The sequence below is a fragment of the Fictibacillus sp. 7GRE50 genome, assembly GCF_015903875.1.
Lineage (GTDB): Bacteria > Bacillota > Bacilli > Bacillales > Fictibacillaceae > Fictibacillus > Fictibacillus phosphorivorans.
In genome coordinates this window covers 448,444-461,434 of the sequence record NZ_JACZDW010000004.1, presented here as the reverse complement: position 1 = coordinate 461,434, position 12,991 = coordinate 448,444, and the positions used below count along the sequence as shown (strand labels likewise).

Sequence of the window (12,991 nt, the reverse complement as noted above, 5' to 3'; positions counted from 1 at the left end):
AATCTTTTAAGGTACTTTAACAGTCTTATCCTTAACTTCAATAAAAACAGCACTTCTCCTTCTTGAAGAAATGCTCCTTTTGTTTGTGTCCTTACTATTTCCATAAAATGATATTTTGACTTTCGAAATTTTTTTATCCAAATACTTGCGCAGCAATTGCATATAACTTTTGGTTCCTGTTTGGCATTGTGCTTGAATTCTTCATCATTATGGGAGGATCATTAACTTTATTAAAACCACATGTATGTAAGAAAGTCATAAAATCATGATGACCTGATGGCACATCAATCCTAAGCTTTCCATGATGGTTGGAAGCTAACTCTTTCATGATAGAAGCGGCTGTTTTAAAGTCAGACGCTACAATCGGTCCTATTATTAAATTTATTGGACCTTGTACAGATAGACCAAAACCAATAATCTGGCTGTTTTGATCTTTTACAACGATACATTGTTTACATTGTTCAATTCGATTGATCAGAAATTTGCTTCTCTGATCACCAAAGGCAGCAGCGTCTAGTTCCATCATTTGATGAAAACCCTCTACTTTATAAGTATCTAATGTAAATTCATAGTTAACTTCAAGCGATTCGCAGACAAAATTTTCACACAAAAACTTATGTACAACATCTACCGTTCTAAAGCCTAAGCTTTCATATAACGGTTTCCCTTCATCCGTTGATATTAGCATGATGGATGTCTTTTTAGAGACGCTAGCCATACATTGTTGAGTAACTGCCTTTCCTAATCCTAGCCCCCTATAATCTGAATGTACAATGACCATACCGATTGAGGCTAGATTTGTATCGTATGGAATGATTGCAGCACTTGAAACGATTTTACCTTCAGGAGTTTTATGCCCATAGATCTTTCCTGATGACAGAATCGTTTTTATCTCGTGATCATCATAGTCCCATCCAACAGATGAAGAAAGTTCGATTAGACTTGAAACATCATTATCATTAAGTTGCTCTGCTTTTAATACAACTCTATCTTCCGTAAACATGGAGTAGCCTCCTATTATAGTTGTACCCTTATTATAGATGATAATCGTTTGGGTTCGACAAGGATTATATTTCGCACAAAACGAAAAAAATCGAACTTGCTGTTAGTCACAACAAGCTCGATTCTTTCTATTCGCTATCTAACTGATATTCCATCTTTACATCACGGTAAGATGATAACGTGTATTGCGTTTGGTAGATAAACTTGTCTGTATTCGTACTGTGCGTGAGAGGATGATAACTTAACGTCCATCCGTATAGATGCGACGTTTCAGATAGCGGCTCACTACGAAGTGCATCCAGTTCTTTCTGTTCATTTATTTCAAATACCGCAAACCCACCAAGTGGCTTAGTCGCAAAATGCTCATGGTAGATGATCTTACCGAACTCTTGATTACTTATCCAATTGTTTAATGAACGATTCGCCTCAATCGCTCTTGCCTCTGCTGGTGCAAAGCCATATACAAGATAACACCTTGGCTTAAAACTCATGTGAATCCCTCCTCTATCCTTCATTATGGATAAGCGAAGAAAGGAATTCATTGCATATCGTGCTCAATCTTACCGCAACTTTTGATAGTATAGAAGATGGAAGGATGTGGAGTCGTTGGGATTTCATCTTAAGCTCGATCATATCAAGATTCTATACATCGAAGGCTCGAATTGGGGAGACCAACCTCATTCACATGAAGATGTTTATCAAATCTCTGTGCCGCTTACAGGAGAGATGATTACAGACCTGAACCAAACAACATTAGCACTGAAAGAAGGAGAGGCAATCGTCACGAATCCTCTATCCCTTCACGCTCATCAGTTTGATAATGTTCCATCTTCAATGTTTTTGATCGGATTAGATCGTCAATCACTAAACGCTTGGAACAATGTCAATTTAACAGAAGAGATCACTTTTATAGAGAAGCAAACAATCTCTCCAAATGTTATCAAAAAACAAGTGAAACAGTGGTTTGATCGATATCTCTTTCAAAGTTCTGAAGATACGTGTAAGAAAGATATAGAGAACGAGGCATTTCATTTTTTTACGTCCATTTTTAGAGGAAGTCATTCAACAGCTATGAAACACCAGAGCAATGGCCATTATATGACTCATGTACTCGATTATATTCATACAAACTATTATGAAACCATTTCTGTAGATACGCTCGCAATGATCGCGAACCAAAGTAAATATCACTTTATGCGAAGCTTTAAAAACTATACGCATCTCTCTCCTCATCAATATCTTATACGAACGAGGATCGAGCGAAGTAAAGAATTACTCACAACAACTACTCGATCACTTTTAGATATCAGCTATGAAGTTGGATTTAACAACCCTAGTCAGTTTCACCGAAATTTTGTGAATGTCATAGGCTGCACGCCGTTACAGTATAGGATGAATCATTAGGGAACTCTTTATTTTCCAGTTAAAACTTTCTCACTTGATTGACTCTTATTGATTACTTTACTATTAGAATTTCCACTCATTAAGCTCAATAAGGAGATGTATTAGAATGGAGATTATATTGGACAACTTAGTCGAAGCCAAGCGTCAACTAGACTCAACGATTCACAAACTAAAAGAAACCGTTAAAACGCTAGAAGGGAAAGAAAATCCAAACCGGTATAAGTCTCAGATCACCTTAGCACAAAGACGTATAGAAGCGTTCGAACTGTCTGTGTTTCTCATTGAAAGAGAAATTCGTGACCTTAGCGAAAATAGCTAATAATCTTCTGCAACAAAAAAGGACCTTAGTGAAAAGGTCCTTTTTTGTTTCTTCAGTGTTTGTTCGTTGTCTTTTTAAAATCTTCGCTACTACTGAGCAGTTCCATTGTCTAAACGATTGCGTAATGCACAGTTTGGAGCATCTGAAACCATTCGAACACTTTCTACCCTGTTTCTACAGAGCTTTCTCCAAGCGCTGTCGTTTCGGTATTTAGCCCAATTGCATCTGCTGCACATTTCTCCTCTTGACTGACCTTCAGTCTGACGAAGTTTTACTTTTTTGTGACAGCCACATTCATGATGTTGACGTTCAACGCGGTGGTGACATCCACATTCACGATGTTGACGTTTCACGCGCTGGTGACATCCGCAAGAATGATGACCTGAATTATTTCCAATCCAACCCATAACTAATCCCCCCTTAGTTCCCGAAGGTATACCTTCGATTATGATATTCTATGAAATTCATCTGAAAGTGCTTGTACACCTATCACAGTGCCTAATTAATCCTGCTATATAAATGAAAAAAAGGCGTTCATCCACTTTGGATGAACACCTTCTAATTAACAGATAGTATATAAATTACACCAATTCCAATCCCTAAGGTACAACTCCTCGAGATGACGTTCAATCCACTATATTAAATGCCTCCGATATGTTAGGGATTTCCTCTCCTCGTATAGATGGAAAATTTTCCGATTTCCGCTTATCTATCTTCTTAATATCATTTTCATAATCCGCCTCAAGATTTTCTGTGGAAACATGACAATAGGAATAGTAACCTGTACACGCTATAAAATGGCTGTTTCCTCATCATTTCGCCATGATTCGCTCAGAATATAACAGTCTACCAAGCCAAAGCTAAACTACTTCACAAATTCAATTTGTTCTAGTAACCACGGGCTCTCTCCTTCTTTTGCATAAGTGGAAAAATACTCTTTATTTTCCTCAATCAAGTTCCAAACCATTACTTCTTCCACAATAACCTTAAACGGGTCTGTTTTACCTTCTTTATTTGGATCGTATGCTGTAATCCAATATTCTTTGTTGTCTTCGGAATGACCTTTATCAGTTACTATTATTATAGAAGAGATAGAATTTTGAATTTGCCCGCAAGAAGTAAGTGTCAATAACATTAATATGATGAATAAACCTAATAACCTTTTCATCTACTCCTCCAATAAAATCACGAATTTTTCTCCATCAAAAGTGCCAACTACTCGATAATTAGAATACGATCACATCTCTTTAAAGAAATGCACACTTTAGTTGTTTAATACCTTATTAATAAATTCTGTTTTTCCTTCTGTATATCTTTCACGGTCATTATTATATTCTTGTGCCAAATGACTTTTTAAAGTAGCGTATTCATTCACAAGGTGTGTGTTAGTTCTTAGCTTATCTCTGAATGTAAGTAATTGATCCCATCGTTCTTCTCCTTCTAACATTAGATGTAAATGTGCTACTCGTTTGTCGTGTTCCACCTTCACAAAGAATCTTCGCCAAGGCTGCTTGTCTAATTCTGGAGGTACATAATGCCAATCGTGTGCGTTTAGCTTTTCCGCAATTCTATTGATAAACTCCAATGAAGGGATCGTAGCCATTACATCGATAATTGGTTTTGCGGGCAAGTTAGGTATAGATGTACTTCCAATATGTTCTACCTGGATAACACCAAATGCTGAAAGTAGATTGGCAAGGTCTTCTCTTTCCCGAATACCTTTTTCCTTCCAGTTAGAATCTGGTTTTTTTACCTCAATTTTTTCATAAGCCCACACTGGAATGTTTTCATCATCGTTACCCATATTCAAACCACCTCTTATATGCCTTTACAATAGTGCTTCTTTTTATAATAAGTTCCATATAAAAAAGCGTTAATCCTTCTCGAATTAACGCACATGTATCTATGCAGTTTGCTAAATAATGCTCAGTTCACCTTCAGTAAGAAAAGCTCACTGTCTTTTACTTATACCCCTCAACATTAGCTGGCTTTCCTGCCTCGACGACTTCTACCAAATATCGAAAACAATCAGGCTGTGAGCCATCTAAATCATAAAAGTCATATTTCTTAGCGAGGTCTCCGCTAGAGAATGATTGTCCATTTAGTTCATGGCGGTTCTCATCCATCGCTAATGCAGCTACGGCTCGTCCAACAAAACGAGGTGTTTCAGATATGGCAAAATGCGCATCTTTTTCAATTCCATCCTGCCAATTTTCTTCTGTCACCCCAAATACTTCAAGCATGATTTCTGAACGCATCCAGCCAGGTGACACGGAAATTGCTGTACATTTATACGGTGACAGTTCGTGTGACAGCGCTTTTGCCATTCGGTTAACTGACGTTTTTGCTAAATCGTAAAACATGGACACTCTGTAATTGTTCTCATTGTATTCTTTAGTCCCATCTGTCATTTCGATCACAAGTCCCCCTTCGTTCTTAATCAACAAGGGAAGCGCGTAATGACTAGTAATGAGATGAGTATCAACAGCGAGACGTAGCATGCGCAACCCTTTTTCAAGGGAATGCTGCCACACAGGTGTACTCCATTCAATTAAATTTTCTCCACCCCAAATATCGTTCACTAGAATATCTAATCTACCTTGTTCCTTTTCAATACGTTTTACTAACGCTTCAACCTGTTCTGCAACAAGATGATCCACTTGAACCGGTATTCCAATGCCACCTAATTCATTTACTAATTCTGCCGTTTCTTCAATGGTTTCTGGACGGTTGTATTCTGAAACTTCCTTACGTGTCGTTCTGCCCGTGATATAGACTGTCGCTCCTGCTGCTCCCAATTCCATCGCAATCCCGCGTCCTGCTCCTCGTGTTCCTCCAGCTACTAGTGCAATTTTTCCTTCTAAAGGTTTCATTTGCATTCACTCCCTTTTTGATCTATCTTTAGTTTAACCTTTAAAGTTGACATCCAATGTCATATTAAAAAAACAGGAGTAAACAGATGAGAGCAGACCGTTTGATCAGCATCTTATTGCTGCTTCAGAATCATGGAAAGATGACAACAAAGGCATTAGCCAGCGAATTAGAAGTAACAGAGCGAACGATTCACCGTGACATGGAAGCGTTAAGTGTTGCTGGGATACCTGTACTAGCTGAGCGCGGCAAACATGGTGGATGGCGGCTTGTTGATCAGTACAGGACGAAATTGACGGGATTAAAAGACAACGAATTAAAAACGTTGTTTCTTTCTCCTTCTTATCAGCTACTAAGTGATCTCGGGTTTTCAAAGGACTGGAAAGAAGCACGACAAAAGCTGTTAGCCGCTCTCCCAAACTCCCTTCAATCACAAGCGGATAACTTATGGAACAGAATCCATATCGATATAGATCCGTGGAAACAATCCCAACACGAAACGATTGCCCTTAATCTGCTACAGCAAGCTCTATGGGAAGATCGAAAAATACGTATTGCCTATGAAAAAGCAAACAAGGAATCATCAGACAGAGTCGTAGAACCATTAGGGCTCGTCGCAAAAGGGCGCACATGGTACTTGGTTGCGGTATCTGATAAAGATATTAAGAATTTTAGAGTGTCCCGAATCAAGTCTGTAGAATTAACGTACGAATCCTTTGTCCGGCCAGGTAACTTTCAACTAGCTGATTATTGGAACGAATCAAAACAAAATTTTGTTAAGAATCTACCTATATTTGAAGTAGAGGTGGAAGCTTCTCCAGCGATTATTCAACGGATATCTTATAGCGGACGCTTTGCACAAGTAGTGAGCAAAGGCTCACCGAATGGCAACGGATGGATTCCTGTAAAACTTACGTTTGATACAGAGCAAGAAGCTGCGTCGTACATGATCGGGTTTGGTGATCAAATGAAAATCGTTTCTCCTCACTCAATGATTGAATCTGTTAAGAAAATTGGAGAATCTGCATTATCACTATATAATTAAGGACTAAACTCTGTAAGTTAACGAGTTTACTTAAAGCAAAAACGTTATTAAACAAGAGAATCTCAAATTAAATAGTAATCTAAAAAGCACTGCAAATGAACTCACCCCTAAATAGGGATTCAGTTTAAGCAGTGCTTTTTACAGCATTTTGAAAACCCCGTTAATGGGGATAGGTACGATGCACATATTCATTTCTTCTAAAAAATGAATATTAACTGTAATAACAATATTATTACCATTTTAGTTCAACTACTATTTATCAGTTTATCCTATTTATTGTTAAATATAGGAAGGTGAATTGTAAAAATATGTAGAAATATATAGATAAATGGAAAATTTAGTAGGTGATAATAATATGCGAAGAGTTGTAGTGACAGGTATAGGAGCTATCACTCCCCTTGGTAATTCGGTCGAGGAGACTTGGAATAAACTAATTCACGGAGAGTCCGGAATCGGAAAACTTACTCGTTTTGACTCAACCACTTTTTCCGCAAAAACGGCAGCAGAAGTTAAAGATTTTAGCCTTTCCAACTATATTCAGGTTAACGAAAGACATCGTATGGATCGGTTCACTGAATACGCCGTCGCTTCTTCTATAATGGCCATTCAAGATGCAAACGTGATACCTGGCAAGACTGTCCATGAAGAACGCATTGGCGTATCTTTCGGAACAGCAATTGGGGGTATTGAAAGTTTTGAAAATACATATAGAGACCTGCAGAACGGGGGTTATCAAAACCTATACCCCTTTTCTACAACAACGGTTATTTCAAATATGGCAGCAAGCCAAGTCGCCATTGCAATTGGAGCTAAAGGGATTAACACGTGTGTCGTACTATCTTGTGCTTCTGGTTCAAATGCGATAGGAGATGCCTTTCGAGCGATTCAGCGAGGCGATGCAGAAGTGATAGTGGCTGGAGGTTCTGAAGCCTCACTCACTCCCCTTGGAATCGGAGCGTTCTGTGCAATGGGAGCTATATCCACTAATCCTGACCCTGAACATGCTTGCAGACCTTTTGATAAGAACAGAGATGGCTTAGTGATGGGAGAAGGTGCAGGAGCAATCGTGTTGGAATCCCTTGATACAGCATTGAGTCGGCAAGCAAAGATTTATGGTGAGATCGTAGGTTACTCAACTGTTTCAGATGCTTATCATATTACGAGCCCCGCTCCAGGCGGTGAAGGTGCAGTTCGAGCTATGAATGGTGCATTATCAGAATCCTGCTTGGCGCTTGAAGAAATTGAGTACATTAACGCACATGGAACGAGTACAACTTATAATGATAGATTTGAAACAGAAGCCATTAAAAGCTTCTTAAGGAAAAGGGCTTACGATGTTCCGATTAGTTCCACTAAATCTATGACAGGTCACATGATGGGTGCTGCAGGTGCAGTTGAAGCCATCTTTACTCTTCTTGCTATTGAAACGGGAATAATTCCGCCGACTGTTAATCTACATACTCCTGATGAAGCATGCGATTTGGATTATGTACCAAACGAAGCCCGGGAAACCACAATAAAAGCAGCAATTAGTAACGCACTTGGCTTTGGTGGACACAACACCGCTCTACTTTTCAAAAAGTTTGAAGATCGACTATAAAGGAGAGATCAGTAATTCAACTCGTTAGAAATTATGGCATAGTATTCGTTTACTCAAGTTTGTTTTTTCTTAGTATTATCTTATTTTCAAACAGGTGGTACACCTGGGGAGCGTTTTCTGTGTTATCGTTGTTCCTACTTTATACAACAAACTCTAAATATCGTTCCACCCTATCCCTATTCATCTTCTTTTCGTTAGGGTTGACTTTGTATATTTTAGGAATGGATTTAATTGCCCAGCTGGGACTTTCCATAGAAACAAACATTATCTTAAATAGAAGTTTACTATTATTTATAGTCATAGGAGCAGGCATCTCTTTAAAACTTACTAAACAAAAAGTGAATCTTTTTACAGTGATGCCGAACTGGAATGGTCGGATCGTATTTCCTCATCATACGATTAAAACTCTAACCTTTTTAGTGTTTGGAATGCTTGGGTCAACGACAATCTTTTTACCTCTTTTATTTGTAGAGAACACAAGCTTAACGCGATCACTTCTTATATTTGCTCTGTTCTTTTCACTGATCAATGCTGTTCTAAAGGAAATACTTTGGAGAGGAATATTGTTGTCTTCTCTAAAAGAATACGTCTCTACCTTTTATGCTGTCCTCATTACTAGTATCGGATTCGGTCTGTTACATCTATCTATCGGAATTCCACTTGTCATGAGTCTGCTGTTTTCGTTTGGAGGACTTTTTTATGCTTTTATTGTCTTAAAGACAAATAGTATATATCCTGCTATCGTGTTTCATTTTGTCATAAACATAGGTATGGTTCTTAACGGTTGGATTTTATAAATTTTAAAAGGAATGTTTCCTGCCTCAAACTCTAAAACAGAAGTCTAAAAATAAACAAATAAAAAGAGTACCCGACTTGCGGTACTCTTCTATTCATTATCTACCAGTTTCCTTAAATGCGTACTTATAAAGGGTTCTGAAGTAAACAAAAAGAAAAATAAAAACGACCAATGAGGAAAATATGAATTCATCATTTGAATGAATCCGTAGATATTTCTCTCGTGAAACCAAAAACATAAAACCAATCGTGTAGAGAAGGTCAAATACAAAGAAAACTTTCCAAAAGCTCTTTCGAAAGATTACTTTTCTGTAAACATATCCATAGATACCTAAAAGACCTATCACTATTATGATAAGATCAATCAACTCACGGAAATTGCTCATATCAATCCACAGAACGTTGTATGTGGAAATCAACAAGAAAAACCAAAAGTATATCTTCAAATATGCACCTCTTTCTTCAAGTTCTAGAGAGATTATCCATCATATACCTTTGGTAGCGTTTTGGTTCATGTGTTTAAATAATTTGTTATTTATCTAAAGAAGAGTAAACGTTTATTGAAAGTAACGATTCGTATGTAATTGTATTAAGAGAGACCGATAAAGCAATCGGCGGTATCGGGCACGTTGACAGAACAACGAATGCTGAACCCAGATTTTTTGAAAAGATTTGTTCTCCAAACTGTAAAAAAGCATAATAAAGTTTAGCTTTATAAGTTTGTACTTTCCGATAATTCCAAACTTAAAGGGATTTCCGTGATTGGAAATCCCTTTAAATAAGCATCTATATATCACATAATATAACCAGGTCCATCAAGTAATGATTTCTTCAAAAAATAAAAACAGATATGAAAATAATACTAAACACATTAGCAATAAAATGTGAGATCGTACTTATCCAAGCATTGTTTGTCTTATAAAAAATAACACCATAAATCACACTGTTAATGAAAATAAAGACAATATCGTAACTGACGATAACAGCACTACCAACGGCGAAATGGCCGAGCGAGAATATGATTGAAGTCAAAATGATCGTGGGAATGATAGGTATATACTTACTTAATTGCCTTTGGAAGAAAGCACGCCATGCAATTTCTTCCCCTAATGCTAAAATAGCAAGCTGTAGGACGAGTACCACTAGTTTATCAAATGATATTACAAACTCTGTTCTACTATGAATATGGTCAATGAATTCTGGGAGAAAAAGAGCTGCTAAAGTAAAGCAAATAATGTTCATCACTAAAGGTAAAGCAATCCAAAGCCATATTGTTTTCTGTTTTACATATGTACGTATAACTTTTATGTCTAAACCATCAGAATCTCTCTTATCAAATTTTCTATGGATAAAGAAAAACGTAATTCCCACAATCACAGATAACCCTGCAATATTAACCCCAACAAGATTAGAAAATGAAACAATCGTCATAACGATCAATGCCACAAGACTTATACTCTTGTTTGAATTCAAATCTTTGATCTCCTATCCTTACACCCTTTATGTACAAACTATCTTTTGAAGCAGACTACATAAATGGAAAAATTTATAATAAGAGCGTAACATAGTTAATATTCATTGTGAACGATTAACCTTCAATATCACTTACATGGACGATTTTAAAGATAACTTCAATATCGGTATCTACGTTAACCTAACCAGTTATTATTGTAAGCAATGACTCCTAGAATGGCACCCTATACATCCTCCAAAAATACCCGCTACTATCTGCTTTTACAAGATGTTTCTCCCAATCTACTCATGTCTATCGATAAAGCCACTTTGGACTGATTCTTTAAAGTTAGTTAAAATGGATCTCCACACCTCTTCACTTTCAGTTAAAAAATGTCCAGTGTCTTCTAGATAATGAGTTTCTACATGAGGAATCTTGTTAGCAATGTTTCTAACCTCAATGATAGATGAAAATGTATCTTTCTCTCCATGCCAAACGATTACAGGTCTTGTTAACTTCTCTATTTTAAAACCCCAATATTCCGTTAATAATTTGCTCTCATCAAGTACTCCATCTACTCCTTGTCGGTACGCTTCTTTAGAGTGCAAAACTCCAATTTCAAGAACATCTTCCCTTTGAAGCATTTTGTTGTCCCAATCTGAGAGATAAGAACCACCTTTTTTTATGTTTTCTATGTACAACTCGGGCTTTTGATCAATTATTTTTATCTTCGATTTTTCTAATTGCTTAAGTAACCATGGAAAGTACTTCGTCATATAAAAACCGATACGATTCTCTTTTGACATCGTTGTTGGAGGTTTTCCATTTTCAAATGGTGTTGCCGTACCAATCAACATACATAAGTCAATTTGGTTGGGAAGAGCATACGTTACAGCTGCAGCAAATGCACCACCTCCCGATACGCCTAGCACCGAGAACTTTCCTAACTGTAAATGGTTCACAAGTTCTTCCATATCTTGAGCATAGTCAAGTAGTTTAAGATTAGGTTTCGTATCAGAAAGACCGTAACCGGGACGATCAGTAGCAATCAAACAAATTCCTAATTCTTTTGCGATCGGATCATCTTCTGTAAACCACACCCTTGACCCTGGTGTTCCGTGAAACAAAAATAATGGAATTCCTTCTAGGTCTCCATATAGGGAATAACCTAATTGCCTTCCGTCAGATAAAACCATGATGTTTTCATTCATAGAGAATCTCCCTTATCATGAGCTATTTTAGAAGTTTGAAAATAAGAGAAAGTAGCCCTTCTATGTCTTTATTTTATCATTGTAATTTGTAAGTTTAATCCATTTACGTGTCTTTTTATGTAATTTTATTTTGTTTAATTGCCCTCATCTATTTTTACAATTTATGTTAGAATTTTAACAAAAAGGATCAGGGAGGAATTGTTATTCATTTAGTGATGCATTCATTACTCACTTTTGTAATTGTATTCCTAATAAATTGGTTCTGGACTGAGCAAAGTTTCATCTTGAAACCTCTTGTTATAGGCGTGGTTTGTGGTGGGGTTTTTTATGTTATTGAAAAGATGTTTAAAAGGAAAAATACTAGTAAAGAAAAGAAGCGTACTGTTTAAACAGCACGCTTCTTTCAACAAAAATATTTAAATACTCGTACGCAGATCCCAAAGCTCTGGGAAGAAGCGTTGATCTAACACTTTCTTCAGATAGTTCACGCCTGATGAACCGCCTGTTCCGACTTTAAAACCGATGATGCGTTCTACGGTCTTCATATGGCGGAAACGCCACTGCTGCAGCCAGTCTTCAATATCTACAAGCTTTTCTGCTAATTCATACAGATCCCAATACTTTTCTACGTTTCGGTACACTTCTAACCAAGCTGCCTCTACTGATGCGTTGTATTCATAGCGCTTCGTCACATCACGGTTCAAAACTTCCTCGTCAATATGAAGTCCCGCTTTTGCGAGTGCCTGAATGGAAACGTCGTACAAACTCGGTGTATGAAGAGCAGTCGTTAATTGTTCGTGAAGGTCTGCGTCTTTTTTGTAGATTTCTAAAATATGCGGTGTCTTGTAGCCGAGCGCAAATTCGATCATGCGATATTGATACGATTGAAACCCTGATGCTTGTCCAAGCTTATCGCGAAACTCCATGTATTCTGCTGGCGTCAAGGTTGAGAGTACATCCCATGATTCAATGATCTGAGATTGAATCTTAGACACACGTGCTAACATCTTGAACGCCGAATGAAGGTTTCCGCTCTCAATAGAAGAAATCGCAGAACGCGTTTCGTGCAGAATGAGTTTCATCCACAGTTCTGACACTTGGTGGATAACGATAAACAACATTTCATCGTGATGACCGGAAAGCCTGTTCTGACCGGATAAAATTTTATCAAGGTTCAGATATTCTCCATATGTCATCTGGTTAATAAAATCCGTGTGAATTCCTTTTTCTGTTTCTTTGCTGTCCAATTTGTTCTGTTCTGTCATTCTAATCCACTCCCCCGGACAAGTAA

The 12,991-nt window shown here is 37.4% G+C and carries 14 protein-coding genes; 5 read left to right on the top strand and 9 right to left on the bottom strand.

All coding sequences use genetic code 11. From position 1 onward, the window contains the following. Nucleotides 1-133 precede the first annotated feature (133 nt). Both IHV12_RS17565 and IHV12_RS17560 read right to left on the bottom strand, forming a co-directional pair. The gene (locus IHV12_RS17565; protein ID WP_197191638.1) at nucleotides 134-1,003 is read right to left on the bottom strand and encodes a GNAT family N-acetyltransferase; all 870 of its coding nucleotides are present in this window, start codon (nucleotides 1,001-1,003) and stop codon (nucleotides 134-136) included. 127 nt (nucleotides 1,004-1,130) lie between these two features. Next, nucleotides 1,131-1,493, bottom strand: coding sequence for a hypothetical protein (locus IHV12_RS17560; RefSeq protein WP_197191637.1), 363 nt, complete (start codon nucleotides 1,491-1,493; stop codon nucleotides 1,131-1,133). 115 nt (nucleotides 1,494-1,608) lie between these two features. On the opposite strand from IHV12_RS17560, the gene IHV12_RS17555 reads away from it, so the two are divergent. Beyond that, the gene (locus IHV12_RS17555; RefSeq protein ID WP_197191636.1) at nucleotides 1,609-2,406 is read left to right on the top strand and encodes a helix-turn-helix domain-containing protein; all 798 of its coding nucleotides are present in this window, start codon (nucleotides 1,609-1,611) and stop codon (nucleotides 2,404-2,406) included. Nucleotides 2,407-2,512: 106 nt separating this feature from the next. Then, nucleotides 2,513-2,725, top strand: a complete 213-nt coding sequence (locus tag IHV12_RS17550) for a hypothetical protein (RefSeq protein WP_197191635.1) — start codon at nucleotides 2,513-2,515, stop codon at nucleotides 2,723-2,725. 89 nt (nucleotides 2,726-2,814) lie between these two features. Here IHV12_RS17550 and IHV12_RS17545 read toward each other — a convergent pair whose 3' ends face one another. The 4 genes from IHV12_RS17545 to IHV12_RS17530 form a co-directional block, all read right to left on the bottom strand. Then, on the bottom strand, nucleotides 2,815-3,132 hold the full coding sequence (locus IHV12_RS17545) for a hypothetical protein (RefSeq protein ID WP_197191634.1): 318 nt from the start codon (nucleotides 3,130-3,132) through the stop codon (nucleotides 2,815-2,817). A 458-nt stretch (nucleotides 3,133-3,590) separates the two neighbouring features. After that, nucleotides 3,591-3,893 carry a hypothetical protein gene (locus IHV12_RS17540; protein ID WP_197191633.1) on the bottom strand — a complete coding sequence of 101 codons (303 nt, stop codon included), beginning with the start codon at nucleotides 3,891-3,893 and terminating at the stop codon, nucleotides 3,591-3,593. 96 nt (nucleotides 3,894-3,989) lie between these two features. Further along, entirely contained in the window at nucleotides 3,990-4,535 is a 546-nt protein-coding gene (locus tag IHV12_RS17535) for a GrpB family protein (RefSeq protein ID WP_197191632.1), read from the bottom strand. A gap of 151 nt (nucleotides 4,536-4,686) precedes the next feature. Then, nucleotides 4,687-5,598, bottom strand: a complete 912-nt coding sequence (locus IHV12_RS17530; RefSeq protein WP_197191631.1) for an SDR family oxidoreductase — start codon at nucleotides 5,596-5,598, stop codon at nucleotides 4,687-4,689. A gap of 86 nt (nucleotides 5,599-5,684) precedes the next feature. On the opposite strand from IHV12_RS17530, the gene IHV12_RS17525 reads away from it, so the two are divergent. The 3 genes from IHV12_RS17525 to IHV12_RS17515 all read left to right on the top strand — a co-directional run bounded on the left by IHV12_RS17525 (nucleotide 5,685) and on the right by IHV12_RS17515 (nucleotide 9,038). Next, nucleotides 5,685-6,641 carry a helix-turn-helix transcriptional regulator gene (locus tag IHV12_RS17525; RefSeq protein ID WP_197191630.1) on the top strand — a complete coding sequence of 319 codons (957 nt, stop codon included), beginning with the start codon at nucleotides 5,685-5,687 and terminating at the stop codon, nucleotides 6,639-6,641. Between the two features lie 328 nt (nucleotides 6,642-6,969). Beyond that, the gene (gene fabF, locus IHV12_RS17520; RefSeq protein ID WP_231620784.1) at nucleotides 6,970-8,241 is read left to right on the top strand and encodes a beta-ketoacyl-ACP synthase II; all 1,272 of its coding nucleotides are present in this window, start codon (nucleotides 6,970-6,972) and stop codon (nucleotides 8,239-8,241) included. Nucleotides 8,242-8,360: 119 nt separating this feature from the next. Next, nucleotides 8,361-9,038 carry a CPBP family intramembrane glutamic endopeptidase gene (locus IHV12_RS17515; RefSeq protein WP_370568831.1) on the top strand — a complete coding sequence of 226 codons (678 nt, stop codon included), beginning with the start codon at nucleotides 8,361-8,363 and terminating at the stop codon, nucleotides 9,036-9,038. 829 nt (nucleotides 9,039-9,867) lie between these two features. Here IHV12_RS17515 and IHV12_RS17510 read toward each other — a convergent pair. The 3 genes from IHV12_RS17510 to kynA form a co-directional block, all read right to left on the bottom strand. Next, on the bottom strand, nucleotides 9,868-10,509 hold the full coding sequence (locus IHV12_RS17510; RefSeq protein WP_197191629.1) for a CPBP family intramembrane glutamic endopeptidase: 642 nt from the start codon (nucleotides 10,507-10,509) through the stop codon (nucleotides 9,868-9,870). A 282-nt stretch (nucleotides 10,510-10,791) separates the two neighbouring features. Next, nucleotides 10,792-11,700 carry an alpha/beta fold hydrolase gene (locus IHV12_RS17505; protein ID WP_197191628.1) on the bottom strand — a complete coding sequence of 303 codons (909 nt, stop codon included), beginning with the start codon at nucleotides 11,698-11,700 and terminating at the stop codon, nucleotides 10,792-10,794. Nucleotides 11,701-12,116: 416 nt separating this feature from the next. Further along, nucleotides 12,117-12,965 carry a tryptophan 2,3-dioxygenase gene (kynA, locus tag IHV12_RS17500; RefSeq protein WP_197130361.1) on the bottom strand — a complete coding sequence of 283 codons (849 nt, stop codon included), beginning with the start codon at nucleotides 12,963-12,965 and terminating at the stop codon, nucleotides 12,117-12,119. Nucleotides 12,966-12,991: the final 26 nt, after the last annotated feature.

Coding starts and splice junctions, on each gene's coding strand:
- IHV12_RS17540 (WP_197191633.1), bottom strand. CDS start 3,893: ATGAAAAGGTTATTAGGTTTATTCATCATATTAATGTTATTGACACTT.
- fabF (WP_231620784.1), top strand. CDS start 6,970: ATGGAAAATTTAGTAGGTGATAATAATATGCGAAGAGTTGTAGTGACA.
- IHV12_RS17545 (WP_197191634.1), bottom strand. CDS start 3,132: ATGGGTTGGATTGGAAATAATTCAGGTCATCATTCTTGCGGATGTCAC.
- IHV12_RS17560 (WP_197191637.1), bottom strand. CDS start 1,493: ATGAGTTTTAAGCCAAGGTGTTATCTTGTATATGGCTTTGCACCAGCA.
- IHV12_RS17530 (WP_197191631.1), bottom strand. CDS start 5,598: ATGAAACCTTTAGAAGGAAAAATTGCACTAGTAGCTGGAGGAACACGA.
- IHV12_RS17565 (WP_197191638.1), bottom strand. CDS start 1,003: ATGTTTACGGAAGATAGAGTTGTATTAAAAGCAGAGCAACTTAATGAT.
- kynA (WP_197130361.1), bottom strand. CDS start 12,965: ATGACAGAACAGAACAAATTGGACAGCAAAGAAACAGAAAAAGGAATT.
- IHV12_RS17550 (WP_197191635.1), top strand. CDS start 2,513: ATGGAGATTATATTGGACAACTTAGTCGAAGCCAAGCGTCAACTAGAC.
- IHV12_RS17505 (WP_197191628.1), bottom strand. CDS start 11,700: ATGAATGAAAACATCATGGTTTTATCTGACGGAAGGCAATTAGGTTAT.
- IHV12_RS17525 (WP_197191630.1), top strand. CDS start 5,685: ATGAGAGCAGACCGTTTGATCAGCATCTTATTGCTGCTTCAGAATCAT.